The sequence below is a fragment of the Bacteroides cellulosilyticus genome (genome assembly GCF_020091405.1).
Lineage (GTDB): Bacteria > Bacteroidota > Bacteroidia > Bacteroidales > Bacteroidaceae > Bacteroides.
In genome coordinates this window covers 717971-743832 of sequence record NZ_CP081903.1, presented here as the reverse complement: position 1 = coordinate 743832, position 25862 = coordinate 717971, and the positions used below count along the sequence as shown (strand labels likewise).

At 42.3% G+C, this 25862-nt stretch carries 27 protein-coding genes and 2 tRNA genes; 16 read left to right on the top strand and 13 right to left on the bottom strand.

From position 1 onward, the window contains the following. Positions 1-15: 15 nt before the first annotated feature. The 4 genes from K6V21_RS02645 to ribD form a co-directional block, all read right to left on the bottom strand. A complete protein-coding gene (locus K6V21_RS02645; RefSeq protein WP_007217075.1) occupies positions 16-750 on the bottom strand; it encodes an isoprenyl transferase in 735 nt (244 codons plus the stop codon). 5 nt (positions 751-755) lie between these two features. Further along, positions 756-1451, bottom strand: a complete 696-nt coding sequence (locus tag K6V21_RS02640) for a DUF6089 family protein (protein WP_224320774.1) — start codon at positions 1449-1451, stop codon at positions 756-758. 55 nt (positions 1452-1506) lie between these two features. Further along, on the bottom strand, positions 1507-2868 hold the full coding sequence (locus tag K6V21_RS02635) for a DUF6242 domain-containing protein (protein ID WP_224320773.1): 1362 nt from the start codon (positions 2866-2868) through the stop codon (positions 1507-1509). Positions 2869-3012: 144 nt separating this feature from the next. Then, the gene (ribD, locus tag K6V21_RS02630) at positions 3013-4050 is read right to left on the bottom strand and encodes a bifunctional diaminohydroxyphosphoribosylaminopyrimidine deaminase/5-amino-6-(5-phosphoribosylamino)uracil reductase RibD (protein ID WP_217712428.1); all 1038 of its coding nucleotides are present in this window, start codon (positions 4048-4050) and stop codon (positions 3013-3015) included. A 53-nt stretch (positions 4051-4103) separates the two neighbouring features. On the opposite strand from ribD, the gene prmC reads away from it, so the two are divergent. The 11 genes from prmC to K6V21_RS02575 all read left to right on the top strand — a co-directional run bounded on the left by prmC (position 4104) and on the right by K6V21_RS02575 (position 12312). Further along, positions 4104-4940: a peptide chain release factor N(5)-glutamine methyltransferase gene (prmC, locus tag K6V21_RS02625; protein WP_224320772.1), complete on the top strand. Its 837-nt coding sequence runs from the start codon at positions 4104-4106 to the stop codon at positions 4938-4940. After that, a complete protein-coding gene (locus K6V21_RS02620; RefSeq protein ID WP_224320771.1) occupies positions 4937-5416 on the top strand; it encodes a regulatory protein RecX in 480 nt (159 codons plus the stop codon). Before prmC ends, K6V21_RS02620 begins: the two co-directional genes overlap by 4 nt. A gap of 81 nt (positions 5417-5497) precedes the next feature. Next, positions 5498-6136: an orotate phosphoribosyltransferase gene (pyrE, locus tag K6V21_RS02615; protein WP_007210602.1), complete on the top strand. Its 639-nt coding sequence runs from the start codon at positions 5498-5500 to the stop codon at positions 6134-6136. Between the two features lie 99 nt (positions 6137-6235). Continuing rightward, positions 6236-6646 (top strand): SRPBCC family protein, encoded by a 411-nt coding sequence (locus K6V21_RS02610; RefSeq protein ID WP_217712425.1) that lies wholly within the window; start codon positions 6236-6238, stop codon positions 6644-6646. Between the two features lie 25 nt (positions 6647-6671). Next, positions 6672-8012: an argininosuccinate lyase gene (gene argH, locus K6V21_RS02605; RefSeq protein ID WP_224320770.1), complete on the top strand. Its 1341-nt coding sequence runs from the start codon at positions 6672-6674 to the stop codon at positions 8010-8012. Between the two features lie 12 nt (positions 8013-8024). Continuing rightward, a complete protein-coding gene (locus K6V21_RS02600) occupies positions 8025-8474 on the top strand; it encodes a Rieske (2Fe-2S) protein (RefSeq protein WP_217712423.1) in 450 nt (149 codons plus the stop codon). An 85-nt stretch (positions 8475-8559) separates the two neighbouring features. Beyond that, positions 8560-8632 (top strand) — tRNA-Gly (locus K6V21_RS02595). Positions 8633-8646: 14 nt separating this feature from the next. Next, a tRNA-Leu gene (locus K6V21_RS02590) sits at positions 8647-8733 on the top strand. Between the two features lie 745 nt (positions 8734-9478). Beyond that, the gene (locus K6V21_RS02585; RefSeq protein WP_224320769.1) at positions 9479-11140 is read left to right on the top strand and encodes a beta-N-acetylhexosaminidase; all 1662 of its coding nucleotides are present in this window, start codon (positions 9479-9481) and stop codon (positions 11138-11140) included. Between the two features lie 72 nt (positions 11141-11212). Beyond that, on the top strand, positions 11213-11857 hold the full coding sequence (locus tag K6V21_RS02580; protein ID WP_217712421.1) for a hypothetical protein: 645 nt from the start codon (positions 11213-11215) through the stop codon (positions 11855-11857). Positions 11858-11862: 5 nt separating this feature from the next. Next, complete coding sequence (locus K6V21_RS02575; RefSeq protein WP_217712420.1) at positions 11863-12312, top strand: hypothetical protein; 450 nt, start codon at positions 11863-11865, stop codon at positions 12310-12312. Positions 12313-12382: 70 nt separating this feature from the next. Here the strand turns inward: K6V21_RS02575 and K6V21_RS02570 are convergent, their stop codons facing one another. From K6V21_RS02570 to proC, 4 genes are all read right to left on the bottom strand, one after another. Next, a complete protein-coding gene (locus tag K6V21_RS02570; RefSeq protein ID WP_025725744.1) occupies positions 12383-12580 on the bottom strand; it encodes a DUF2007-related protein in 198 nt (65 codons plus the stop codon). A 137-nt stretch (positions 12581-12717) separates the two neighbouring features. Further along, positions 12718-14373 (bottom strand): AMP-binding protein, encoded by a 1656-nt coding sequence (locus tag K6V21_RS02565; protein WP_217712418.1) that lies wholly within the window; start codon positions 14371-14373, stop codon positions 12718-12720. 95 nt (positions 14374-14468) lie between these two features. After that, positions 14469-15023: a helix-turn-helix domain-containing protein gene (locus K6V21_RS02560; RefSeq protein ID WP_224320768.1), complete on the bottom strand. Its 555-nt coding sequence runs from the start codon at positions 15021-15023 to the stop codon at positions 14469-14471. 33 nt (positions 15024-15056) lie between these two features. Continuing rightward, on the bottom strand, positions 15057-15833 hold the full coding sequence (gene proC, locus K6V21_RS02555; RefSeq protein WP_025725745.1) for a pyrroline-5-carboxylate reductase: 777 nt from the start codon (positions 15831-15833) through the stop codon (positions 15057-15059). 679 nt (positions 15834-16512) lie between these two features. Between proC and K6V21_RS02550 the strand changes: the two genes are divergently transcribed. Genes K6V21_RS02550 through K6V21_RS02530 form a run of 5 tightly spaced genes read left to right on the top strand, consistent with a single transcriptional unit; the run spans position 16513 to position 21392 of the window. Beyond that, entirely contained in the window at positions 16513-17070 is a 558-nt protein-coding gene (locus K6V21_RS02550; RefSeq protein ID WP_224320767.1) for a hypothetical protein, read from the top strand. A gap of 2 nt (positions 17071-17072) precedes the next feature. Then, entirely contained in the window at positions 17073-18245 is a 1173-nt protein-coding gene (locus tag K6V21_RS02545; RefSeq protein WP_224320766.1) for a caspase family protein, read from the top strand. Between the two features lie 13 nt (positions 18246-18258). Further along, positions 18259-18864 (top strand): hypothetical protein, encoded by a 606-nt coding sequence (locus K6V21_RS02540; protein WP_224320765.1) that lies wholly within the window; start codon positions 18259-18261, stop codon positions 18862-18864. A 10-nt stretch (positions 18865-18874) separates the two neighbouring features. After that, positions 18875-19681 carry a hypothetical protein gene (locus K6V21_RS02535; protein WP_224320764.1) on the top strand — a complete coding sequence of 269 codons (807 nt, stop codon included), beginning with the start codon at positions 18875-18877 and terminating at the stop codon, positions 19679-19681. Between the two features lie 58 nt (positions 19682-19739). After that, positions 19740-21392: a WG repeat-containing protein gene (locus K6V21_RS02530; protein ID WP_224320763.1), complete on the top strand. Its 1653-nt coding sequence runs from the start codon at positions 19740-19742 to the stop codon at positions 21390-21392. A gap of 150 nt (positions 21393-21542) precedes the next feature. Here K6V21_RS02530 and K6V21_RS02525 read toward each other — a convergent pair whose 3' ends face one another. The 5 genes from K6V21_RS02525 to K6V21_RS02505 form a co-directional block, all read right to left on the bottom strand. Beyond that, positions 21543-22667: an aspartate aminotransferase family protein gene (locus K6V21_RS02525; protein ID WP_224320762.1), complete on the bottom strand. Its 1125-nt coding sequence runs from the start codon at positions 22665-22667 to the stop codon at positions 21543-21545. A gap of 33 nt (positions 22668-22700) precedes the next feature. Next, positions 22701-23669, bottom strand: a complete 969-nt coding sequence (gene argC, locus K6V21_RS02520; RefSeq protein WP_044267620.1) for an N-acetyl-gamma-glutamyl-phosphate reductase — start codon at positions 23667-23669, stop codon at positions 22701-22703. A 21-nt stretch (positions 23670-23690) separates the two neighbouring features. Further along, the gene (locus K6V21_RS02515) at positions 23691-23903 is read right to left on the bottom strand and encodes a PspC domain-containing protein (protein ID WP_007210577.1); all 213 of its coding nucleotides are present in this window, start codon (positions 23901-23903) and stop codon (positions 23691-23693) included. Between the two features lie 110 nt (positions 23904-24013). Next, positions 24014-25219 carry an argininosuccinate synthase gene (locus tag K6V21_RS02510; protein WP_022394330.1) on the bottom strand — a complete coding sequence of 402 codons (1206 nt, stop codon included), beginning with the start codon at positions 25217-25219 and terminating at the stop codon, positions 24014-24016. Positions 25220-25231: 12 nt separating this feature from the next. Further along, entirely contained in the window at positions 25232-25789 is a 558-nt protein-coding gene (locus tag K6V21_RS02505; RefSeq protein ID WP_044267617.1) for an N-acetyltransferase, read from the bottom strand. Positions 25790-25862 lie beyond the last annotated feature (73 nt).

Genomic DNA, 25862 nt, shown 5'->3' with positions numbered 1-25862 from the left:
TAAATATGTTTGAGTTTAACTGATTTGTTCACTGGTTTTGCCAAATCTGCGTTCCCGTCTCTGGTAGTCGCAAATGGCTTTGCAAAGTTCCTCTTCCCGAAAATCGGGCCAATAGGTTTCACAAAAATAAAGTTCCGAATACGCGCATTGCCAAAGAAGGTAATTACTCAGACGGATTTCTCCACCGGTGCGTATCAGCAAGTCGGGATCAGGCATGAAGTGGGTAGTCAGGTGCTTTGACATTAAATCGCAGTCGATCTGTTCGGGTGTCAATTCTCCTTTCTGCACCAAAGCGGCAATTTGCCGGCTGGCTTCTGTGATTTCCCAACGTGAAGAGTAGCTGAGTGCAAGTACCAGGCACATACCTGTATTCTTAGAAGTATTTTCTACGCAATTGTATAAACGTGTCTGTACATTTGCGGGTAACTTTTCTATATCTCCGATGATCCGGAAACTGATGTTGTTCTTCATGAACGTATCCTCTTCGATGGAGTCGAAAAGAAGGCTCATCAAGGCTGCCACTTCATCTGTCGGGCGGTTCCAGTTTTCGGTTGAGAACGTATATAGGGTCAGATATCTGATGCCCAGTCTGGCTGCCTCTTCGGCTATTACATGGACGGTTTCTGCACCGACCTGATGTCCGTAGCTGCGCTCGTGTCCGCGCTGCTTCGCCCATCGTCCGTTGCCATCCATGATAATCGCCACATGCTGGGGTATCCGGCTCAAATCAATTTGTTCTTTATATTGCATCTTTTTTAGTTGTTACATTCCTTACATCTTGGGAAGAGGTCGTAGGTGACGAAAAAGACGGTAAATGCATAACTGTCTTTATTCTTCCAACCTTTTCCTTTTATCTGGTATGGATCTTCCAGTTGCAAACCTTCCCGTTGAGTAACATCCAACTGGTCGCTAAGGCTGAACCGCATCGTAAACTCGCATCCTATATTGATGCGTGGGGTTGCTTTGAATTTTATTCCCACTCCTATGGGGATGTTCATCGTAAAGACCGTCTTTACAGGCTTTGGTGCAAACGTAAAACCCAATCCACCTAATATATAAGGTGTAAACCGACGGTCACCCCGGTACGTATTACCGATACCATATCCCAAAAAGTTATATTCAAACTGTGCTCCCAAATCGATTATAGTCCGTTTGAAAGTGGCATACTCTCCATTCGGATACACATTTTTGAAATCTCTCGTGTCACCGGAAATCCTGCCGGCTGTCAGATTGCCTTTTATTGCCATGTGTGGATTCAGTAAGTACCGGGCTATAAAACCTCCCGCTATACCTGTGTCTTTAAACGGGATGCTGCTATTTGCATCTCCCATATAAAAACTTCCTCCAATGGCTCCTCCCATCTCCCAAGTATATTCTTCCTGTGCCATGGCACAACAGAATGGGAACATGAGCAGGCAAAATACTATTTTTATATTTCTTATAATAGTCATACCGTTTTCTTGTTACTCCTTAATTATATAAGGAAACGGAAATTTGACTATTTTATTATTGTTGCTTGAAACCCAGTTTGTTTAGACGCCCACGCCAAACAGAACCGTCGCTGCTCCATACAATCCAAATATAATGGTTTGCGTCAATGGTCAGAGAGTAATCTCCCTTGTCTTTGAATAAACTTATATACTTAATCGTATCTTTAGCATCTGTGCCTTCACCCTTTTCTATTTCAATCTTTGTCGGGTACCGGAATTTCGTGGCAGCTTCGTTCCAAGCTATTCCTACGAGGGAAGAACGGATTATATTGAAATCTCCACCCATCATGTGGAATAAGCCTCCGTAGTACATGATTGACGGATTCTTCATGACCGGACAGAAAAAGTCTGAAGGCGTATTTATGTCAACCCAAGTAAGCCCGTCCATTGTGGACCAAGGTACTGTCGCTTTGGCTGTTTCTTCCGTATTGCCCACTATCACTGTTTGCTTGATGCCACTTGCATTTGTGAATACAGTGGAGTATATACCTTCCAGCGGGAAATCTGAAGGAACAATCTCTTCACTCGGTTGCCATTCCGTTTCTTCTGCATTTCTCGCGCAGAAGTAATAGGCGCCATCTTTCGTGAAGATGCCGGCAAGTTTGTTCTTACTTCCCGTTACGGCGTCTTCCGGAATACCTGCTACGAATGTCACCATCTGCATTCCTTGCACATCCATTTCGGCCCAATCAATACCGTTGTCGGAATCGAACGCTTTCCCACTCTCTGTGGTGATGTATAATCGGTTGTTGAAATGAACGATAGAAGTTAATTTTGCATCTGAAGGTAGACCGTTGATTGTGATCGGGCTTCCCCATTGAAGGCTGGCAGGATTTTCTACGGAACTGCGATAGGCTGTCGTAGTAGAGGTGTAGATAATTAAATTTTTATTCAGTACTACAGACTTTTGTTTTCCGGAAGCCGGAGAAACGGGCAGTGATGGCATCTCTCTCCAAATCAGTGAGTCCGGATCCTGTGTGTGAACATTTACCTTGATGGTATATTCGCGGGTAGTGATTCCGTCGGCTGCATGTACTTTTAGTTTGATCGGTTCTCTCAGGTCAACCGAGTCGTTCATGTTGAATACAGTATCATTCAGACCTGAAGTTACCCATCCTGTTACCGTCAGTGTGTCGATTAAGATACGTTTTATGATGGAATCAGCACCCATAGGAAGCGAGTCTACATTATAAATTTCTCTTTTCAACTGGTCAATCGTAAACTTATAATATACGCCTTTTGTTATACTATCAATACCAAAGGCACGTATCGTCGCATCGGAACTATATTCATAATTTTCATCTGAGTCAAGACACGAACTTATGGCAATTGACATAAGAAGAAAACTCAGTATTACGGATAAAAACTTTATTTTCATTTTCTAAAGATAGTGTTTATTTACAAGTTGCAAAAATAGGAACATTTTTTTCTATAATCAGCATCCCGGGGAAGTTTTATATAAAATTATAGATAATACCCCTGTTTTTCTCGATAAAAAAGCATCAAAATGAGGTAATTCGGACTATTTCGTTGCTGTGTAATGCCGTATACTTCTGCCGAAAGATTGCTCACTGGCATAACTAATTTTATCGTTCATTTCAGGAGCTTTAACACCGGATATCAGTGATCTGGGACTTTCTTCAACATACGCTTCATCCCAAAGCCCCGCATCGATGAAAGATTGTAGCAAGGCGCTTCCGCCCTCCACCAACAGAGATTGAATACCACGCTCATACAATATCTGCATGATCTGAGGTAATATGTCCTGTTGGAAATCTATCGGGAGGTATTCCACGTTGGGCAGAGCATCCTGAAAGTGTTCGGTAAAGACGAGTGTCAGTACACTTCCGTCAAACAAATGAAGGGTAGGAGACAGACTCTGTTTCCGGTCGATGACGAGACGTATGGGAGAGCGCCCATACCAGTTGCGTACATTCAAAGATGGATTGTCCAGTTTAGCAGTACGTGTGCCTACAAGAATGGCAGAATGTTCTGCTCTCTTTTTATGTACCAGCATGGAGGTCAAGGGAGTGGATAGAATCACAGGATTTCCTTCGGTCCGGCATAAATCAATAAACCCGTCTGCGGATTCTGCCCATTTCAGTGTGATATATGGGCGGTGCAAGGTGTGAAAGGTTATGAATCTTTTGATTAGGTGTCGACATTCGTCTTCCAGTACTCCTACGATTACTTCTCGTCCGGCATCTTTCAGTTTCTGTATGCCCCGTCCGGCAACCTTGGAAAAAGGGTCCTGGCAGCCGATGACGATACGGGGGATTTGTTTTTCAATAATCAAATCTGCACAGGGGGGAGTTTTCCCGTGATGAGAGCAGGGTTCCAGACTCACATAGATGGTGGAACGCTTTAGTAATGAGGTCTCTTTTACGGAACGAATAGCATTGACTTCAGCGTGTGCTTCTCCGCAACGTACATGATAGCCCTCACCGATGATCTTCCCGTCGCATACGATTACCGCCCCCACCATCGGATTAGGTGCTGCATTACAAAGTCCGTTTCGCGCCAGTTGTATACAGCGGCGCATGTATTTTTCTTCTTCCATGTGTGCTTTCTTTTCGGATAATTCTTACTTTTGCACTCCAAAAATATCCATTTATGAATATTACCGCCTCTTACATCCGTCAGAAACTACAGGATTTTTATATTCCGCAGGAAGCCGGCAATCTGTCCAGGCTTATTTGTTGCGAGATATTGGGGCAGCGTACAGTAGATTATTATTTGGGCAAAGATATAACTTTATCCGTAAAAGAGGAACAGGAATTGGAAAGCATTCTTGCCCGTTTACGTAATTTTGAACCGATACAATATATTTTAGGGGAAGCCCGCTTCATGGGAAGAACTTTTCGCGTGGCTCCGGGTGTACTCATTCCCCGTCCGGAAACCGAGGAGCTGGTAGAGATGATGTTGAAAGAACTTTCTCCCGTTTCTCGTGTTTTAGACGTTGGGACAGGTAGCGGTTGTATCGCCATCTCTTTGGCGAAAGAATTACCGGAGTCGCAAGTCACCGCTTGGGATGTATCGGGAGAAGCTTTATCTATTGCTGCTACTAATAGTAAGGCTTTGCAGGCATCCGTACGGTTCGAACAGCGCGATGTGTTAACCTATGAACCTTGTGTGGCGGACTGTTATGATGTAATTGTGAGCAATCCGCCTTATGTTACTGAAGCTGAGAAACAAGAGATGGAACATAATGTGCTGGACTGGGAGCCTTCGTTGGCATTGTTTGTGCCCGATACAGATCCTTTGCGCTTTTATCGTCGCATAGCCGTGCTGGGACTTGAGATGCTTACGCCCGGTGGAAAACTTTATTTTGAAATTAACCGTGCTTTTGGAAAAGATACTGTAGCGATGTTGTGTGAATCAGGATATCGTGCTGTCCGACTCCAAAAGGACATTTCTCATAATGATCGATTTGTAATAGCCGAAAAATGACGAATATTACTGAAACAGAGGCGCTGAATAAAGTAGCTGCCTATTGCTCTGCAGCGGAACACTGCCGTGCAGAGATTTCTGAAAAACTACAACGTTGGGGATTGCCCTATGATGCCATTGACCGCATTCTCAAGCGGTTGGTAGATGAAAAATATATTGATGAAGAACGCTTCTGCCGTGCCTTTGTGAATGATAAATATCGCTTTGCCAAATGGGGAAAAGTGAAAATTGCGCAGGCACTGCAATTGAAGAAAGTTCCTTATAATACATGCCGGCAGTTCTTGAATGAAATAGATGAAGAAGAATACTTGTCTATTTTAGATAGGTTGCTGACTGCAAAAAGGAAAAGCATACATGCGGAGAATGAGTATGAGTTGAATGGAAAATTGAAGCGTTTTGCCCTGAGTCGGGGTTTTGAAATGAAAGATATTCGTCATTGTATACAACTTTCTGACGAAAATGACGACTTTGAGTGAAAAATCTCTTTATTCTTTTTTTTATTCTCGTTCTGTTTCTGTATTTTTGTGCCATATTTACTATAAATAGCTAATTTAGTTATGAGAACTTTAGAAAAACTATTCGCAGAGAAGTTGCTGAAGATAAAAGCGATTAAACTACAACCGGCAAATCCCTTTACATGGGCTTCCGGATGGAAATCCCCCTTTTACTGTGATAACCGCAAAACACTTTCTTATCCTTCTTTGCGTAATTTTGTAAAGATTGAGATTACCCGTTTGATATTGGAACGTTTCGGGCAGGTGGATGCAATTGCCGGCGTAGCAACAGGCGCTATCCCTCAGGGGGCTTTAGTTGCCGATGCGCTGAATTTGCCGTTTGTGTATGTACGTTCTACCCCGAAAGACCATGGATTGGAAAACCTGATCGAAGGAGAGCTTCGCCCGGGTATGAAAGTTGTGGTGGTTGAAGATTTGATTTCTACAGGTGGAAGTAGCTTGAAGGCTGTAGAAGCTATTCGTCGCGACGGATGTGAAGTAATCGGTATGGTTGCAGCTTATACCTATGGTTTCCCGGTTGCAGAAAAAGCATTCAAGGATGCCAAAGTTCCTTTGGTGACGTTGACGAATTATGAAGCGGTTCTGGATGTTGCACTTCGTACGGGTTACATCGAAGAAGATGATATTGCAACGCTGAACGAATGGCGTAAGGACCCTGCACATTGGGATGCTGGAAAGTAACGGCGGTTTATACTATAAAATAATTAATATGATAAAAGGGCCATTCGGATAGTTTCTGTCCGGATAGTTCTTTTTTTGTCTTTTAAAGAGAATCAAAATATGACAAAATTTGAAAGTAGTGTAAAAACTATACCTGCCTCACAGGAGGCTGTTTATGAGAAACTATCTGATTTGAATAATCTGGAGAAGCTTAAAGACAGCTTGCCGGAAGATAAAGTAAAGAACTTGAGTTTTGACTCGGAGAGTATGATGATAGAAGTAGCTCCCGTGGGTAAAATAGCGCTGAGTATAGTAGGGAAAGAACCATGCAAGTGTATTAAGTTTGCCACAACTACTTCACCACTGCCCTTTAATCTGTGGATACAGATTGTTCCGGTAACAGAAACAGAATGTAAACTGAAATTGACCATTGGCTTGGAACTGAATCCTTTCATGAAAGGTATGGTCCAGAAACCTTTGCAAGAAGGGTTGGAAAAGATGGCGGATATGCTGTCGATAATACCCTATTAATCACTAACCATTAATCACTAAATAAATGGCTCAGAAACTTTGGGAGAAATCCGTTCAGGTAAATAAGGATATAGAACGCTTCACGGTAGGACGTGATCGCGAGATGGACCTTTATCTGGCTAAACATGATGTGGTAGGTTCTATGGCTCACATCACCATGCTCGAAAGTATCGGTCTGCTGACGAAGGAAGAGCTGGCTCTTTTGCTTGAAGAACTGAAAAATATCTATGCGGCTGCCGAGAAAGGGGAGTTTGTGATAGAAGAAGGAGTGGAAGATGTACACTCGCAGGTAGAATTGATGCTGACGCGTAAATTGGGTGATATAGGTAAGAAGATACATAGTGGTCGTTCGCGCAACGATCAGGTGTTGCTCGATCTGAAACTTTTCACGCGTGCGCAGATTAAGGAGATTGCTGAAGCTGTGGAACAACTGTTTCATGTGCTGATATGCCAGAGTGAACGTTTTAAAGATGTGCTGATGCCGGGGTATACTCATTTGCAGATAGCTATGCCGTCTTCTTTCGGATTGTGGTTTGGCGCTTATGCCGAGAGTCTGGTGGATGATATGCTCTTTTTGCAGGCAGCATTCAAGATGTGTAATCGTAATCCTTTGGGGTCGGCTGCCGGGTATGGTTCCTCATTCCCATTGAATCGTACGATGACAACACGTTTGTTGGGCTTTGACTCTTTAAACTATAATGTTGTTTATGCCCAGATGGGGCGTGGCAAGATGGAACGTAATGTAGCTTTTGCTTTGGCAAGTATTGCCGGAACTATTTCCAAACTGGCTTTTGATGCTTGTATGTTCAACAGTCAGAACTTCGGTTTCGTAAAGCTGCCTGATGATTGCACGACAGGTTCCAGCATTATGCCCCATAAGAAGAACCCGGATGTCTTTGAACTGACGCGTGCTAAATGCAATAAACTGCAATCATTGCCACAACAGATCATGATGATTGCCAATAATTTGCCGTCCGGCTATTTCCGGGATTTGCAGATTATTAAGGAAGTCTTTTTGCCTGCTTTCCAAGAGTTGAAAGACTGTTTGCAGATGACTACCTATATTATGAATGAGATAAAGGTAAACAAACATATCCTCGACGATGATAAATACCTGCTTATTTTCAGTGTGGAAGAAGTGAACCGCTTGGCACGCGAAGGTATGCCTTTCCGGGATGCTTATAAGAAAGTGGGATTGGACATTGAAGCCGGAAACTTCTCACACAGCAAGCAAGTGCATCACACACATGAGGGAAGTATCGGTAATCTCTGTAACGATGAAATCTCGGCGCTGATGCAGGAAGTGGTAGATGGTTTCAATTTTCATGGAATGGAAGTGGCTGAAAAAGCTTTGCTTGGTCGATAAATACGATATTGTATGCGGAAACTCTGTATAGTCATAGGAATGCTTTGGTTGTGTGTCACCGGTTGTGGTGATTCCTACGAATCGAGCATTCCTTCCGTTACCTTTAATTTTTCATGTAGTCTTTCACAGTCTCCTTATTATAAGATTACGACTCCCGGTCAGTTTCTGAAGATAGAGAAGAATGTAAATGGACTGCCGGTGGGCTATGCGGGATTGATTATCGGGCAGAGTGTTTTCTCAGAGGGGAATACTTATGTTGCTTATGATGCAGCTTGTCCGGTGGAGGCCAGTCGTAATGTTTCGGTAGAGGTCTTGGAAGATGGATTGGGGACGGCAGAATGTCCTAAATGCCATACCAAATATAATTTGAGTAGTGGCGGATTTCCTACGGGGGAAGGTACAGAGTATCTGAAGCATTATAAAGTCACTGTGTCCGGCACTTCTTTGCAAGTGAGGAACTAATAAAACTGTAACATTTTCTATGTAAAAAATTTGGCTGTAACGGGGAAACTCCTTATCTTTGCACCCGTTCTACAAAAAAAGACCTGCGGAAATAGCTCAGTTGGTAGAGCATAACCTTGCCAAGGTTAGGGTCGCGAGTTCGAGTCTCGTTTTCCGCTCTCCTTTATAGGATGCTCGAATGGTGGAATGGTAGACACGAAGGACTTAAAATCCTTTGGCCATTGCGGCTGTGCGGGTTCAAGTCCCGCTTCGAGTACCATTTAAAGCTCTGTAAACCAAGTGTTTGCGGAGCTTTTCTTTTCTATATCTTCTTAAGAAAAAGCATCCTTTAGCATTAAATTGAGTGACATTTCCTATGAATTATACGGTTCATGTAAACCAAGATGTAAACCGGAAAAATGTATGAAGGCTACTGTTAATGTGTTGTGTTACAGACTGAAAGTCCTTTTATATGAGATCCAAGGAGCAAGTGAGATTATGGTGCATAAGCTTTGGTACTTCTTTAATCTATTGACTTAAAACAATGAAAACTTAATTCCCTTCCACACTTCTACACTTCCTTATTCATCGGCCTTAGCGGGTGGAAGGGTGCTTTTATCCCTTTCACCCGCTAAGGCCGATGAATAAAGGAATGCAGTCGTGTGGAAGGGCATAGTGAGAAGAATGAAGGATATTATTCTCCCAGTTTTATTTTCACGATGCAAACTAGTTGTTTGCCTCTATAATATTAAATTATACTCTTTCAATATTGATTGATCACCTTGCTATATGGACGGAAGGCTTATTATTAGGGTACTTATGTAATACTTGTATCCTGTAAATAAAACACTTGTGTTACAGATATGAAATACTTGTATGGTATACATTAAACACTTGTGTGGTATTGTTCAATGTCATACTTTCTTTTTTCGTCAAAAAGAGGTTGGAAATCTTAAACATCTTTCTGCAAAAGGATTATATTTGCAATATAATATACATCATCATCTATGTACTTAAAGAAAATTATGACTGCAACCTTTGCTGCAACTGCGCTTGCCGGGCAGGCACAGGAGAAAACTTTTAGCATTATTCCCGAACCGGTGGAGATAACTGTAACCGGACAGGGAGAGTATTTGATTCAACGTAATACGGTCATTCGTATGTCAGAACCGGTGTTGGCATCTTCGGCTACCTATTTGGTTGATTATATGGATCGCTATCTCGGCATACCCTTACAAACGGAAGTCCCAAAGTCTGGAAAATCCAGAAAGAAAAGGTCGTCTGCTATAGAAGTAATACTTCCAAAGTCGGGTGAACAACCTTGTATCGTTCTGATAAACCAAAAGAATGGAGGAATTTCAGGAGGCTATCAGTTAGAAATTACCCCTGTAGGTGGTGTACGTGTCGAAGGAAATGACGAGACGGGTGTATTCTATGGCATTCAGACGCTTATACAATTATTACCCACCCGTGCAGGTGTGCTACCTATCCTTCCGACTGTGAAAATTAACGACTATCCGCGTTTCCCTTATCGTGGTATGCATTTGGATGTGGTACGCCATTTCTTCCCCGTAGATTTCATCAAAAAGTATATTGATTACCTTGCCCTTCATAAACTTAACTACTTCCATTGGCATCTGACGGACGATCAGGCCTGGCGTGTTGAAATGAAATGCCGGCCGGAACTGACAGAGAAAGGTTCCGTACGCGAAGGGGAAATCCTCGGACTTTATCCGGGAAAATACCAGCCATTGCCTTATGGCGGATATTATACCCACGAAGATGTGCGCGAGATAGTGCGCTATGCTGCCGAACGTTATATCACGGTGATACCCGAAATAGATATCCCCGGTCATTGCATGGCAGTACTTGCCACCTATCCGCAATTTAGTACTACGCCGGATGAGCCGAAGAAAGCAGCGCTGACGTGGGGTATCTTCAATAAGTTCAATAACGTGCTGGCTCCCAAACCGGAAGTTTTCGACTTCCTAAAAGATGTGTTTTCCGAATTGTGTGACTTGTTTCCCGGTCAATACATCCATGTGGGCGGTGACGAATGTGCCAAGCGTTGGTGGCAGGAATCGGAAGAAACGCAGCAATTCATGCGTGAGCACGGACTGAAAGATGAGAAAGCATTGCAAAGTTACTTCGTTCATTATGTACAGGATGTGGTGAATGGTAAAGGAAAGACGCTGATCGGTTGGGATGAAATCCTTGAAGGAGGTATTTCGGAAGATTGCATCGTGATGAACTGGCGCCGTCCGGAATTTGGGAAGAAAGCGTTGAAGACGAACCACCGCACCATATCCACCTGCTCTGCCTGGTCGTACTTCAATCTGAAAGAGAGCCGTACCCAAGCGGAAATCGGCCCGCGCGGTCCGTTGCCTCTGGAGAAAGTATATGGTTTTCAGATTGTGCCCGATTCGCTGACTACGCAACAACAGAAACTGGTCTGGGGAGCGCAGGGGTGCTTGTGGACTGAGTATATCCCTACTACCTGGAAAGCGGAGTTTGCCGTTTTCCCACGTATGTCAGCACTGGCGGAAAATGTCTGGTCGCCTTTGGAGAAGAAGGACTGGGAAAACTTCGCCCGTAAAGTAGAGACGCAGTATGAGCGTTATGAGCTTTGGGGAGCGCGCTATTCCGAAGCATTCTTCCGTACGCAAGACGTGGAACGAAAAAGATAACAGAAATAACGGTCGGTGTGCAGTACTTTTCATTTTTTTGCATTTAATAAGAAAAACGCTATACAAATCATTATGAAGTACTTGCTTTGTTTTCTTGTTGGGGTATTGTTAACTACCTCTCTGTACGCCCAAAGTGCAGGTGATAAAAGGTCCTCTTTTTCTGTTCATGCCGGACCGTCATGGTATTTGGGACAATTGATGGGAATCACCGACAGATCGGATGCCTATCGCAGTGATTTACGAAAAGGAGTGGCTTGGGATGTCAGCTATCTGGCACAAGTTGCCGGCCGGAAGTTGAAGTTCGGGGTGGGAGCACTGTATCAGGGAAGTTCCTATAAAAATACGCACGACACCGGGGCGGACAAGATTCTGATGCACTACATGGCGCCGCAGGTATCTTTGACGATGGTGAAGAAGCATTATCAACTTCAGTTGGCAGGTGGAATAGGCTATCAGTTTTATAAAGATAAGAGTAAGGTGTATGGCAAGCCGCGGAATGTTTCGATGGATAAACTTGCAGGTAACCTGGCCCTCTCGGGCGAGTATTTCCTGACGAGCCATTGGGGAGCTTCGGCCCGTCTGAACTGGCTGGCATCCAGCACGGAAACCTACTCGGTGAAGTATCACGATGAGAGGTGGAATGTAGAAAATCCGAAAACCGGTACCGGTTATTTCGGTCAGTTATCTTTAGTCTTCGGTTTAAATTATCATTTTTGAGCGTTATGAAAAAGTTGTTATTTCTGTTCCTGCTGGTTCTCTGTTGTGCCTGCGAGGAAGATAAGTCGGTGGACCCGACACTGATGCCCGAAGCTACGACGACGGGGCAAAATACGTTAGGTTGTTTGATAGACGGCTGGGTGCATACTTCCGGGCGGTTTGGAAAGCCGGATGTCAGTACTTACGATGAAGACGGTAACCATTATGTTACGATTGGTGCGGACGCCGGTGTTTTCAGTTCTTTGCATTTTACGCTTGTGAATCCACGGCAGGGGGCTGTCTGTACTTATATTAATGCCAGTTTTGATGGTGTAAAACTGGAAGATGGCAAGGCATATATCACCCGTATGAACGGAACGATTATCAGTGGAACGTTCAGTGGCGGGAGTGTAACAGAGGGACGCTTTGATATACGATATAGTGAAGAGTCCGAAGGAGGAGAAGTGATCTATTAATAAAAAAACTGCCCGTTCGGAATTATCTTCCGGCGGGCAGTCCTTTTTTCACTTCGTTTTCTTTTCAGTCTTATAAAGCCTTTCGGTTACTGATAACCCGCATGGCGGCAGTGTACTGCTGACAAGGCACAGACACGTGAATGCCATTACCTTTGTCCTCTGTTGAAGCGGTGATGTAAGCTGACTTCAGCAATTGCTTCACACTTTCCACTTCCCAGGGGCTACCTGCGAAAACGTTAATCTGAGAAATCTTTCTACTTGTAATCATGTGCTTTAAACTTTTTAGTTGTACTTTCCGGTCGCAAATGTAAGTGGTTTGCGGGAAACCGAATAGCTCAAATCGATCAAAAAGTAACATAAAAGGTGCAAACGATTTAGAAGTAGCTTATTCCTCATATTTTTTTCTTATTTCGTATCGTTCTTCCGGATTTCCACCCGACGGATCTTTCCACTGATGGTTTTCGGCAGTTCGTCTACAAATTCAATCACACGCGGATATTTGTAAGGGGCTGTCACTTTCTTCACATGATTTTGCAATTCCTTGATAAGCTCTTCACCTTCTTTCCCTTTATATTCTTTAGCCAGTACGATGGTAGCTTTTACTACCTGACCACGGATTTCATCGGGTACGCCTGTGATGGCACATTCTATTACGGCAGGGTGCGTCATCAGAGCACTTTCCACTTCGAAGGGGCCGATACGGTAACCGGAGCTCTTGATCACATCGTCGGCACGGCCTACAAACCAGAGATAACCGTCCTCATCTTTCCAGGCAACGTCTCCCGTGTAGTAGATATCGTTGTTCCAGGCTTCGTGTGTACGTTCCGGATCACGGTAATACTCTTTGAACAATCCCAGTGGTTTACCCTTGTCTGTGCGGATTACGATTTGTCCCTGTTCACCAGCTTCTACGGAACGGCCGTCATTGTCTATCAGGTCTACATCGTATTGTGGATTAGGCAATCCCATACTTCCCGGTTTCGGTTCCATCCAGGGCATGGTAGCGATGGTCAGTGTGGTTTCTGTCTGTCCGAATCCTTCCATCAGTTTGATGCCTGTTAGTTTCTTGAAGGTCTCAAATACAGCTGGGTTCAAAGCTTCACCGGCGATGGTACAATATTGCAGTGATGAGAGATCGTACTTTGTCAGATCTTCGTGAATGAGGAAACGGAAGATGGTGGGAGGTGCGCAGAGAGAAGTTACATGATAATCCTGTATCTTCTCCAGGATGGCGGCAGGGGTAAATTTCTCGTGGTCATACACAAATATATTTGCTCCGGCAATCCATTGTCCGTAAAGTTTGCCCCACACAGCTTTCCCCCAACCGGTATCGGCGATGGTGAGATGTAGGCTGTTTTCCGTCAGGTTGTGCCAAAAACTACCGGTAACGATATGGCCCAACGGATATGTAAAGTCATGGGCAACCATTTTCGGTTCACCGGTGGTTCCGCTGGTGAAGTACATCAGTGAGATATCTTCATTCGTATTCGGATGTTCCGGCTTCACGAAAGGTGCGGCATTTTCGATCCCTTTGTGGAAATCATCGAATCCTTCGGCTACTTCGGGACCTACACTGACGAGTTTCTTCACGCTGGGGGAATCCGGCATGGCAGCTACAATATGATCCGTGATAACCGATTCTCCTGCACAAACAATCATCTTGATGTCCGCAGCGTTACAGCGGTACACGATATCTTTCTTTGTCAGCAAGTGAGTGGCGGGAATGACGACGGCACCGAGTTTATGTAAAGCTATGGTGCTGTACCAGAATTCAAAGCGGCGTTTCAATATCAACATTACCATGTCACCATGGCCGATGCCGAGGCTTTGGAAATACGAGGCGGTCATGTCCGTATAACGTTTCATGTCGGCAAACGTAAATTGCCGGTGTTCACCCTTATCATTAGTCCATAACAATGCAGGTTTGTCAGGTTGTTCGGCAGCCCAGGCGTCTACTACATCGTATCCGAAGTTGAAGTCTTCCGGTACGTTTATTTTAAAGTTTTTGATAAAGTCCTCTTGTGTAGTGAAAGAGGTTTGTGATAAAAATCTTTCTACCATAATTATAGGAATTAAGAATGAAGAATTTTGTTGCACCGTGCAAGTATGCCGCATGGCAATTCTTCATTCTTTATTTTTCATTCTTCATTTAATGATTACATTATTATTGCCAGGAATCGTACCGTTTTTCCGTCCAGTGCTTTCATGCCATGCGGCAATTTGGAATTGAAGTACAGGCTGTCTCCTTCGTTTAGTATAAGCTCTTTGCCATCGATGCTTATCATCATGCGCCCTTCGAGTACAAGGGTGAATTCTTGTCCGGCATGGCTGTTATAGTGTATCGGTTCGCTCTCCGGTTTCGGTTCTACGGTTACTACAAACGGATCAGCACTACGATTCATGAAGCCTGCGGCAAGTGATTGGTATTTGTAGGCTTTGGTACGTTCAATGCTGGTACCTTTTCCGGCACGGGTAAGGAAGTAAGAACTCATTTTCGGTTCTTCGCCAAACATCAGTGCATCTAATGAGACTCCGTATCTGCGTGCAATCTTTTGCAGCATGCTGACAGAAATATCAAATTCTCCAGACTCTGCGAGGCGGTATTCTTCAGCGGAGATGTCACATTCACGGGCAATGTCTTCAGCGGTCAGCTCCAGTACATCACGAAGCCCGCGAAGGCGTTCTGCTATTTGCTTAATTTGTTCGTCCATGTGGTTGTTTATTTAATGAATTAATTGTTAGTCTTATTGCTTACTCGCTTTGATAGCATTGATGATGGCGGATGTATAGCCGTCATGTTCCAGTTCATTGATACCTTTGATGGTAATACCGCCGGGGGTACATACTTTATCGATTTCTACGCTGGGATGCGTATCATTATTCAGTATCAGTTCGGCTGCTCCCTTTACGGATTGAGCCACCATTCTCATAGCATCTTTGGGATAAACACCCATTTCTATACCGGCTTGCATGGCAGCCTGGATGTATTTTAACACATAAGCGATTCCGCAGGAAGCCATGGAAGTGCAGGCTGCGAATTTTTCCTCGGGAATCAGCATGGCAAGTCCCATCTGATTGAAAATATCCAGCATCAGTTGTTCTTGTTCTTTGGTCGCATTACGACTGGCAATCAGTGTCATACTTTCCATCTCGCTGATGGCGGTGTTAGGAATAATGCGGAACATGGTCATTTCCGGTTCGGGTACGTAGTGAGCCAGCTCTTCAAAGTTGATGCCTGCAGCAACAGAAATGATAATTTGTTTGCTTTTCAGTTTCAGTTCGCGCAGCACACCTTTGATAAGCCACGGTTTTACAGCGAGTATGATGAATTCGGCGCCGATGATGGCTTCCTGATTGTCATGGGTGATTTGTAAAGCAGGAAACTCCGCTTGCAGTTCATCCAACTTTCCTTGTGAGGGATTAGACACTATGATATCCGAGGCGGGGATAATACTTCCCTTTGCCAATCCACGGGCTATAGAGCCGCCCATGTTTCCTGCTCCGATAATTGCTGTTCTCATATCATTCTGTTATTAAAAGGGTTGTCGATGGGCAAAGGTAGATATTTTTTAGTCGATATATGAAACAGTTTAAACGTTTTTTGCTGAATACTCTGCAAAATGCAAGCTTTATTTGTTTAATATAGAAGATAATGAGTATATTAGTTCAACTAAAGATGATAGATTATGTCTGAAAAAGAAATGAATTCCTATCAGGACAAATAGCTAAATCCTTTTGATATGACAGATATTGTGGATTGTAAATTACGGATACATTTTTTATCAATTTTTCCTTTTTAATATAAACCTTTTTTGTAATTTTGTGCTTGTTGAGAATGGAAAGCGTTGCATTCTGATTTATTTGTTAGATAAAAAATAAGAAGCGTTGTGCTTCATCTTGTAGTCGAAAACCTAGGAAATTTTCAAAACTACACAAGATGTTGGTGCAGTGGTTCTCTCGCTTATGCGTGGGATTGCTGTCTGTCGTCTGTGTAGTTGGGTTTTCCTAGGACCTTCGGCTACAGATGAAAGTATGCAGTTCCACGTTTCGTTGTATAATAAGCTTAGCAGTCTTAGGAGGAATTGGAGAAGACGCACTTGAAACATAATGAAAACATAGACATCTTTCTACAGAATACTTGCATTTTACAGGTGGAATAACCACCTAATATCGAGAATATCCATTTAAAAATATAAAAAGATGAGAACTAAATATATGCTTCTTCTGTCTATTACAGCGTTCATTTTTTGTTGTGCTTCTTGTAGAAGTAGTCAGAATATTCCACGGAAGATAGATAATCACTCAATCGTTCCAGACAGTCAAGTTGTAGTCTTATTAGGTGACACAATATGTCAGTTTGTTTACAGTCCAACAGAAGTGATAGGGTATAAGATGCGTCCCCAAAAAGCAGAACAGGATACATTGATTGCCCAGTACGCCATAGATTATAAAATTGGTGAGCTTGCTGCATCCTATTATTCTATCCTACAGTTTTTTTTGCAAGATATCTTGAATTATGATCTGAGTGGGAGTATAGTTAAAACTCCTTTTGAACCTAATATAGCGATAAAATTTGTCGATGAAAATAAGGAGGAGCTGTACTTGCTTGTAGCATTTAATGGTAATCAATTAGCTTTTGTGAAAGATGATAAGGTCTATTGTCGACAGCAGTATGTACATGCCCGCTATTTAGTGAAATTCGCTTTAGGACTTCTTCCTGACAATGAATATTTAAAAACTCTTTTAAAGCTCCCATGATTATGAAACTACAGAAAAATGTTTTTTTATTAATCTTATGTTTGGTTCTAGTTAATATTCCGCTCAGAGCACAGACATTTCATGCTATTCTTTTCGGTGACACTAATGATGAATCTATAGGTAATACTGTGAAGTTGGATATCGAACGGATAAGTTGTATGCTTGCAGAGGCTCAAGCAGCTTTGCAAAATAAAATTTCATTTGAATATGATGTTAATGTTGCTAATCGCTGTTCGCCTCAGAATTTACGCAATGTTTTGAGTCGTCTTCAATGTGGAAAAGATGATGTGGTTTTTCTTTATTATAGTGGTCATGGTGCCCGTTCTTTGCATGATACTTCAAAATATCCTCAAATGAGTTTGGGTGCCCATTATGAGAATGAACTTATTTCAGCAGAAGGTACGTTCAATGTTATTAAGAGAAAATGCCCGAGACTTTGTATCATGATAACGGATTGCTGCAATTCTTACAGTGAAAATCTTTCACCCAAACTGGAATTAAGTAAAAGTGCCCCCTGTATAAATAGAAAGGTTGAAACGAATTATGAAGATTTGTTTATGAAGAAATCAGGTGCCATGATTATCACAAGTAGTAAAGCGGGTGAAACATCAGCATGCAATTTAAAGATTGGCGGATTTCTGACGTATGGTTACTTGACTGTTATGGCTGAAGCTAATAAGCAAAATATTTCAGATTGGAATAATATATTGGAGGTTACTCGGGATGCCACCATTGAGTTGTCCGGAAACAAGCAGCATCCAGTCTTTGACGTTTCTGTGTCTGATGCAGTCGTGTCCCAAACGAGTGTGTCGGCAAATGAGTCTGTAGTAGATGAATCGACCAATACAACGGTGATTCATGGAGCGGATGTGTCGGCAAATACACAGAATCAGGTATTGGAAGGATTGCGGCAGTTAATAGATACGAATATAGCTGCCCCTCAACGTATCGCAATGGTCACCCCTATTCTAAACAAGTATTTTTCTAATGCAAATGCTATTGTAGAAATGCTGGGTAGGAACTGTAAAACCATTGTAGCAAGAGAGACAGCCAGAAACTTTTTGGAAAGGTTGAGTACAGAATATTATTTGATAAATTTCAATGTACTATCTTTCACTCAAGACAATAATGGGAAGATTACTTCTTTGAGAATTAATGAGGTTTATAAGAAATAGATTTTATACGATTATGAAAAAGATTATATTAGTTACTATCGTTGCAATCTTTCAGATGTGCGTTTCGATGGGGTATGCACAAACCAATGATTTATCGGAAGAAGATTTGGAAATGTTTAAAGAGGAGGTGCGAAATCGAATTAATACTTATCAGATGTACTTGTCGTTCATCGGGAGCAAGAAGAATGATAATGCTACGAAGGCGGTTTATATGAAGCAGGCATTAAAACTATTTATGGGAGAGGGAAATAATTATCAGGATATTTATAATAATATTCAGCCTGCTGTACGTACTCAAGTTTCTTCAAAAGCGCGTAATACAAAGAAATGGATACAGACAAAGACTTATCTGAGGAACTTGACTAATCTAAGTTACTCAGAAGTACAGATAACCCAAGCTGACGTATGCTATGTCTCTGATTTCTACAAAGTCAGAGATGGCTTATACAAAGCTGCGGTGACAATCAAGCAGAAATTTGTAGGAATGAGGGATGAAAAAGTGATTTATGAAGACATCACGGAAAAGACAATTAATGTATATCTTCAGCAAGAAATCACGAGCGTTGGCAATCAATATGTGATATTGTTAGGCGACAGTGAAGTATTGGATACCTATTAATAAAAAGTGTATGAGACGAAAAATCGCATTATCAATTTGTATCTTGTTTGGTTGTCTGTATATGACGTATGGGCAATTGATGAATAACCAGTCTTTCAATGAAACATTTCGTTATCGTGTAAAACAGATGGATGAATTTATGAAACGTTTTAATGGAATGGAGAGTATCCCTCTGGCTTTGGAAGATTCTTTGATACGGCGTACAAATATGCTGTATCTTTTTGACAGTGAACTGTTCCTAAATACCCCGGATTCTATGAAAAATGCGGCTTTTGAGTTTATAGAGGCTGCTGTTAAGGATTCTATTTCTTTACATTATACAGATTCTACGTGGACGGCTGAGGTATTATGCCATTGCCACTATAAGGGCAAAGAAGAAAAAATAACTTTGCTTTTAAAGCCCGAGCGAGTGGAAGTATATGTATATCGCTGGGTGATTGTCGGTGCAAAAGGTAAAATCCTGGATTTGGAGCCATTGAAACGAAATCATGGGTTAGATATTCAACCGGATAATCATGAAGTGGGTTTTATTGACCTATCTAAAATAGCAGCAATAGGTAATGAGAATATTCTGAATTATTCAGAAAAGAATTATTTGCCGGACGCTTTGTCTGTCTTTTATGCTCTAATTTATTCCGGACAGTTCACATTGGATGTTGTAGAAAAAACGAAGTTTCATCTATTGCAAGTTCCGGGATATACGTTTACTGTGGAGCGTGTTGAACGTGAGGGGAATAACACAGGATGGCTGATTTCGTCTTTTAAACGGGTAGACGGAAATAAGAGAAATAACTGTAGTAAGGAATTATATAGATAAGGTAGTTATGAGGAAATATTTAATCTTTATAGCCTGTCTGCTATTGACGAACGTGTTGATGGCGCAGAATGAATTAACTATTGAACAAAGAGAAAAAGCAGAAACGTGTGTTGAACGCTATTTCAAAATGTTAGCCCGCTATGCAAATCATCCGATGGGAGCAGAAGCGGCAGAATTGCGAACGGATATTATTATGATGTGTGAGAATAAATTCCGAACTCCGGTTTATAATGATTTGTATTCATTTAAAGATATTCTGAATAAATCCACAGCTTGCAATATTGATGATTATTTATTGCAATTTGGTATTCTGGAAGATAAGAACAGCTATACTTTCAAGATTAGCTATGACTCAATTATTTGTCATCCAGTGTCTGTTCCTACTTATACGGATAATTATGAGTACGATAATGTATTTGTCTATGTAAATAAGCGTATTGAAGGCGGTGGCAAGAATATAAAGATTAAAAATGTGATTCGGTTGAATCTTGAAAAAGAAGAAATCGCATATATTGAAAAAGCAGAATTTGACACTAATGATAAAGATATTGAGTTCTTGTTGAAACATTCCTTGGGTTACAGTCCTTCAAAACTTAATGAAGTTGCCAGTCGGTGTTATAAAGAGAAGAAGTATAAATCGGCTCTTTTGTTGTTTGAGCAGAGTGCTATTCGTGATGATATGAATTCTCAATATGCGTTAGCGAATATGTTGTTTTTGCGTCAAGGATGCGAAGAGTATGGAGGACGAGCTACGCATTATATGGCACAATTTTGGGCAAAGAAGATGTATTTTAAAAGAAATACCGGAGTACAAGATTCAGATTATGAACTCTTGAATGGACTTATGCAAAAACTATCTATGACAAAATTCTCATCAGATCCGGAAGAAGCTCCTTTTAATCATGGGCTCATGAAATATAAAGAGGGGGATAAATATGGGTTTATGCGTAAGGATGGAGAAATAGAAATACCGCCTCAATATACTTTTGCCTTTCCTTTTTCTGAAGGATTGGCTTGTGTTAAGCTGAATGGAAAATTTGGCTATATTGATATTAAGGGAAAGGTTGTAATCCCCTTTAAATTTGACGAAGCATCGTCTTTTGTAAATGGTGTGGCTTCGGTTTTCAATGAAAAGGAGGATAAGATGAAAGAAGCTTTCTTGATAAATAAGTCTGGGAAAATGGTCTCTGATATATATGACTATATTGGAATGTGGGATTCGAAAGGGCAATTGCTGACACCTGTTAAGCAAGGAGAAGGGTGGGGTTTTATGAATCATGACGGCATTGTGAAAGTCCCTTTTATTTATGAGAATTATACCAGATCAAGATCTGTATTGGTGAATTCTTTGGATTTGAATTATTGTTGGGTGAAGAAAGATGGTAAATATGGATTTTATAATATAACTTCAGAAAATGCCAAAATGGTTGTTCCATGCAAGTATTTATCTACCAGAAGTTTTAGCTTTGGACTGGCTGCTGTTACTGAAGATGGCCATAAATGGTTTTATATAGACTATAAAGGCAATAAGGTGTGTGGTGACTATGCTGCTGTTGGTAACTTTCGCAGTGATGGTATGGCATTTGTGAAATTAGACGGAAGTTCAAATATTGGCTATTTTATCAATTCCAAAGGTGAGATAATACTTGTATGTGAAGAACATGAACATAAAATTTATAACTTGCGAAGATATAATGGCAATCAGAAATAAAGAATCCGAGTGCATATCAAAGGTATGATAGTTGAAGAAGTTGGAAAATGGACAACCCTGTCGGTGAAAAATACTCATAGACAGGGTTGCATTTTCTTTTGCTGATTATTAATCTGTATGTCTTGCGGGTAGCAAGATGGTGAGAGTGCCTTATGCTAATGCTTTTCTGAAACGTTTGAGGAACAGATCCGCTTCTTCCATGCTGAGGCAGAGGGGTGGAAGCAGGCGGAGTACATTTGTACCGCTGACACCGGTAAATACATGTTGTTCTTTCAACAGTTTCAGACGAAGTTCCTTTATCGGTTCTTCAAATTCAAGACCGATCATCAGACCACGTCCGCGAACTTCTTTGATCTGCGGGAACTTCTTCAACTCCGTCATCAGATACTCACCTACCTTGGCTGCATTTTCAACCAGATTCTCCTGACCTATTACGTCCAAGACAGCAAGCGCTGCGCTGCATGCCAGATGATTACCGCCGAAAGTAGTGCCCAACTGTCCGTAAACCGGAGTGAACATCGGACTGATAAGTACACCGGCCATTGGGAAACCGTTACCGATGCCTTTGGCTACAGTGATAATATCTGCTTTGATACCGTTATATTGATGAGCGAAAAACTTACCGCTGCGGCCATAACCACTTTGAATTTCGTCCAAAACCAATATCGTATTATGAGCTGTACAAGCTTCACGCAAAGCCTGCATGAATTCATCTGTCGGCAATTGAATACCACCCACACCTTGAATTCCTTCGATAATCACTGCGCAGACATCACCTTTTGTCAGTTCGTTTTTCATGGCTTCAATATCGTTCAGCGGAAGGTAAGTGACATGTCCGCAGTCATTAATAGGAGCTATGATTTTGGGATTATTAGTCACTTCCACGGCAAGTGAAGTACGTCCGTGGAATGCCTTGTTGAAGGAAACCACACGTGTACGTCCGTTGTAAAACGAAGCGAGTTTCAAAGCATTTTCGTTGGCTTCTGCACCGCTGTTAATCAGGAATAAGGAGTAGTCATCATAACCACATGCTTTTCCCAGACGTTCAGCAACCTGTTCCTGTAGCTTGTTAATCACAGAGTTGGAATAAAATCCCAACGTGGCAACCTGGTTGCTGATCATCTCCACGTAATGCGGATGTGCATGACCGATGGAGATAACAGCATGTCCGCCGTAGAGATCGAGGTACTCAGTACCGTTCTCGTCCCACACGTGGCAGCCTTTTCCCTTGACAATGTTGATGTCAAAAAGGGGATATACGTCGAATAAGTTCATTTCTTTAATTCTAAATTACAAAATACAAATTACTTAGAAGGCGCTGGGCTTCAATCGTAAGCCGACGGTTTCTTCTAAATTGAACATCAGATTCATGTTGTGTACCGCCTGACCACTGGCACCTTTCAGCAGGTTATCGATGCAGGAGATGATAAGCAGCTTATCACCGTGCTTTTCCAAATGCAGAAGACATTTGTTGGTGTTCACTACTTGTTTCAGGTCGATGTTCTTTTCTACGATATGCACGAAAGAGTCTTTGGCGTAATATTCTTCGTACATACGGACTATTTCATCCAGGGCAACTTTAGTTTTTACTACGATGGTAGCAAAAATACCACGTGCGAAATCACCGCGGTAAGGGATAAAGTCAATATCCGCATCAAAACTGTTCTGCAATTGCTTCAGGGATTGCTTGATTTCGGGTACATGCTGGTGATCGAATGCTTTGTAAACGCTCATGTTGTTGTTGCGCCAACTGAAGTGACTGGTTGACCCCGGTTTTACACCTGCTCCGGTGGAACCGGTAATGGCATTCACCATGATGTCATTGTTCAGCATCAGATGTTTGGCAAGGGGGAGCAATCCCAATTGGATACAAGTGGCAAAGCAGCCCGGATTAGCCACATGTTTTGCTTTGCAGGTAGCGCGACGGTTTAATTCCGGCAAACCGTAGATAAAGTCATGTTCCGGAGAAGCGATGCGGTAGTCCATAGAAAGGTCGATAATCTTCAACTCCTCGGGAAGGTTGTGACTCTCCATGAACTTCTTCGTGTCGCCATGGGCGGTACAGAAGAATAACACGTCAATTTCGTCTAGAGGTAACTCGTCGGTGAAGACAAGGTCCGTTTCGCCGTACAATCCTTCATGTACGTCGGTAATTTTGTTTCCGGCGTTACTTGAGCTGTTGATGAATACGATTTCCGCTTCCGGATGATTGATCAGCAAACGAATTAGTTCACCTGCCGTATATCCGGCTCCGCCGATGATTCCTACTTTAATCATGTTAGTTTATACTATATTCTTTTATCTGTTATACAAGTTCTTTTCCTCGGGAACAATAAGCCACATTATAAGGTATACGGGGATACCGGCAAATACGGTAAAAAACGTCAATAACGCATAGCCGATACGTACGAGTGAAGGGTCGAGTCCGAAATAAGCGGCCAGTCCTCCGCAGACGCCGGCAAGCATTCTGTCGCTGCGTGAGCGAGTAAGTTTTTTGTTATTATTATCCATAAATTCTTTTTTTAATGAAGAATGATGAATGAAGAATGAAGAATTTTGCTGCGCTGTGCAAGTATGCCGCATGGCAATTCTTCATTCTTCATTTTTAGTTCTTCATTTCATTAAATTTCTTCGTCTTTATGATTGTTATAATATACTCTCAGTGGAGTAGAAGTAACCTTGATAAAACCTTTCGCATCTTCTGCTGTCCAGCCTTTTTGCATTTCACCATATTCGCCGAACTTCGTTTTCACAAGATCGTCTTCTGATTCTACACCTACCGTAGAGAAAGATAATGGGCGAAGTTCCAGAATAGCCGTACCGTTTACGTTACGCTGACTTTCCTGTAGCATGGCTTCGATGTCGCGCATTACCGGTTCCAAATACTGGCTTTCGTGCAGGAACATACCGTACCAATTGGCAACCTGGTCTTTCCAGTATTGCTGCCATTTGCTCAGTGTATATTTTTCCAGGAACTTATGTGCACCGATAATCAGCATCGGAGCAGCAGCTTCGAAACCTACGCGGCCTTTGATACCGATAATTGTATCACCCACATGCATGTCACGGCCAATGCCGTAAGCAGCACCGATTTCTTCCACTTTCTGGATTGCTTTGATGGGATCATCAAATTTCTCATCGTTCACAGCTTTCAACTCACCTTTTTCGAAAGTAAGACGGAGTTGTTCGCTGCCTTCCTTTACACAGTGTTTCAGATAAGCGCTTTCGGGTAATCCTTGTGCGGAATCCAGAATCTCACCACCGCAGATAGAGGTACCCCACAAACCTACATTATAAGAGTATTTCAGTTTGGTGAAGTCTGCCGAGAAACCATGTTTGTTTAGATAATCGATTTCTTCCTGACGGCTCAATGCCATATCACGGGTCAGTGTGATGATTTCCACGCCCGGAGCCAATACAAGGAATGTCATGTCAAAACGAATCTGGTCGTTGCCTGCACCGGTAGAACCGTGAGCGATAGCATCTGCACCGATTTCGTTGGCATAGCGTGCGATGGCAAGTGCCTGGAAGATACGTTCGGAACTTACGGAAATAGGATAGGTACCATTACGCAGCACGTTACCAAATACCATGTATTTCAAGCTCTTTTCGTAATATTCCTGCGTCACGTCGATAGTGACATATTCTTTTGCGCCCAGTTTATAGGCGTTTTCTTCGTTTGTTTTCAGTTGTTCGGGGCTGAAACCACCGGTGTTTGCACAAGCTGCATACACTTCATACCCTTTTTCCTTGGCAAGGTACATTACCGTAAATGAAGTATCAAGACCGCCGCTGAATGCGACTACTACTTTTTTCTTATCTTCCATATCCTTTGTTTTTTAAATTTTATCATCTTCATGCAGATCCGGGTCGTAGAGCATTGCTGTGCAGATGCAGAATTTGCGGTTCTTGGCTACTAATATATCATGGTTGATGCAGCCTTCGCAGCCTTTCCAGAAGGATTCGTCATCAGTCAGTTCATTGAAAGTAACGGGAACGTATCCCAGTTCCGTATTCATTTTCATGACGGCGGCTCCGCTGGTGAGACTGAATACTTTGGCGTTGGGCCATCGCAAGCGTGCCAGGCGGAAAGATGCCATTTTGATACGCTTAGCCAATCCAATACCGCGAAAGTCGGGATGCACAATCAAACCGGAAGTCGCAACGTATTGTTTGTTTCCCCAACTCTCGATGTAGCTGAAGCCTGCAAACACGTCTCCGCATAAGGCGATGATGGCTTTTCCTTCTTTCATTTTTGTCGCCACATATTCGTGTGTGCGTTCTGCGATGCCCGTTCCACGTACTTTGGCCGCTTCTCTGATGGTATCCAAAATCTTATCCACATAAACTTCGTGAGAGGCGTCAGCCACCATCACGTCCACTTTTTTGGTATCCATTTCTTATTAATTAATAATTTTGAATGAAGAATTTGACTACGCTGTGCAAGTATGCCGCATGGCAATTCTTCAT

Coding starts and splice junctions, on each gene's coding strand:
- K6V21_RS02645 (WP_007217075.1), bottom strand. CDS start 750: ATGCAATATAAAGAACAAATTGATTTGAGCCGGATACCCCAGCATGTG.
- K6V21_RS02640 (WP_224320774.1), bottom strand. CDS start 1,451: ATGACTATTATAAGAAATATAAAAATAGTATTTTGCCTGCTCATGTTC.
- K6V21_RS02635 (WP_224320773.1), bottom strand. CDS start 2,868: ATGAAAATAAAGTTTTTATCCGTAATACTGAGTTTTCTTCTTATGTCA.
- ribD (WP_217712428.1), bottom strand. CDS start 4,050: ATGGAAGAAGAAAAATACATGCGCCGCTGTATACAACTGGCGCGAAAC.
- prmC (WP_224320772.1), top strand. CDS start 4,104: ATGAATATTACCGCCTCTTACATCCGTCAGAAACTACAGGATTTTTAT.
- K6V21_RS02620 (WP_224320771.1), top strand. CDS start 4,937: ATGACGAATATTACTGAAACAGAGGCGCTGAATAAAGTAGCTGCCTAT.
- pyrE (WP_007210602.1), top strand. CDS start 5,498: ATGAGAACTTTAGAAAAACTATTCGCAGAGAAGTTGCTGAAGATAAAA.
- K6V21_RS02610 (WP_217712425.1), top strand. CDS start 6,236: ATGACAAAATTTGAAAGTAGTGTAAAAACTATACCTGCCTCACAGGAG.
- argH (WP_224320770.1), top strand. CDS start 6,672: ATGGCTCAGAAACTTTGGGAGAAATCCGTTCAGGTAAATAAGGATATA.
- K6V21_RS02600 (WP_217712423.1), top strand. CDS start 8,025: ATGCGGAAACTCTGTATAGTCATAGGAATGCTTTGGTTGTGTGTCACC.
- K6V21_RS02585 (WP_224320769.1), top strand. CDS start 9,479: ATGACTGCAACCTTTGCTGCAACTGCGCTTGCCGGGCAGGCACAGGAG.
- K6V21_RS02580 (WP_217712421.1), top strand. CDS start 11,213: ATGAAGTACTTGCTTTGTTTTCTTGTTGGGGTATTGTTAACTACCTCT.
- K6V21_RS02575 (WP_217712420.1), top strand. CDS start 11,863: ATGAAAAAGTTGTTATTTCTGTTCCTGCTGGTTCTCTGTTGTGCCTGC.
- K6V21_RS02570 (WP_025725744.1), bottom strand. CDS start 12,580: ATGATTACAAGTAGAAAGATTTCTCAGATTAACGTTTTCGCAGGTAGC.
- K6V21_RS02565 (WP_217712418.1), bottom strand. CDS start 14,373: ATGGTAGAAAGATTTTTATCACAAACCTCTTTCACTACACAAGAGGAC.
- K6V21_RS02560 (WP_224320768.1), bottom strand. CDS start 15,023: ATGGACGAACAAATTAAGCAAATAGCAGAACGCCTTCGCGGGCTTCGT.
- proC (WP_025725745.1), bottom strand. CDS start 15,833: ATGAGAACAGCAATTATCGGAGCAGGAAACATGGGCGGCTCTATAGCC.
- K6V21_RS02550 (WP_224320767.1), top strand. CDS start 16,513: ATGAGAACTAAATATATGCTTCTTCTGTCTATTACAGCGTTCATTTTT.
- K6V21_RS02545 (WP_224320766.1), top strand. CDS start 17,073: ATGAAACTACAGAAAAATGTTTTTTTATTAATCTTATGTTTGGTTCTA.
- K6V21_RS02540 (WP_224320765.1), top strand. CDS start 18,259: ATGAAAAAGATTATATTAGTTACTATCGTTGCAATCTTTCAGATGTGC.
- K6V21_RS02535 (WP_224320764.1), top strand. CDS start 18,875: ATGAGACGAAAAATCGCATTATCAATTTGTATCTTGTTTGGTTGTCTG.
- K6V21_RS02530 (WP_224320763.1), top strand. CDS start 19,740: ATGGCGCAGAATGAATTAACTATTGAACAAAGAGAAAAAGCAGAAACG.
- K6V21_RS02525 (WP_224320762.1), bottom strand. CDS start 22,667: ATGAACTTATTCGACGTATATCCCCTTTTTGACATCAACATTGTCAAG.
- argC (WP_044267620.1), bottom strand. CDS start 23,669: ATGATTAAAGTAGGAATCATCGGCGGAGCCGGATATACGGCAGGTGAA.
- K6V21_RS02515 (WP_007210577.1), bottom strand. CDS start 23,903: ATGGATAATAATAACAAAAAACTTACTCGCTCACGCAGCGACAGAATG.
- K6V21_RS02510 (WP_022394330.1), bottom strand. CDS start 25,219: ATGGAAGATAAGAAAAAAGTAGTAGTCGCATTCAGCGGCGGTCTTGAT.
- K6V21_RS02505 (WP_044267617.1), bottom strand. CDS start 25,789: ATGGATACCAAAAAAGTGGACGTGATGGTGGCTGACGCCTCTCACGAA.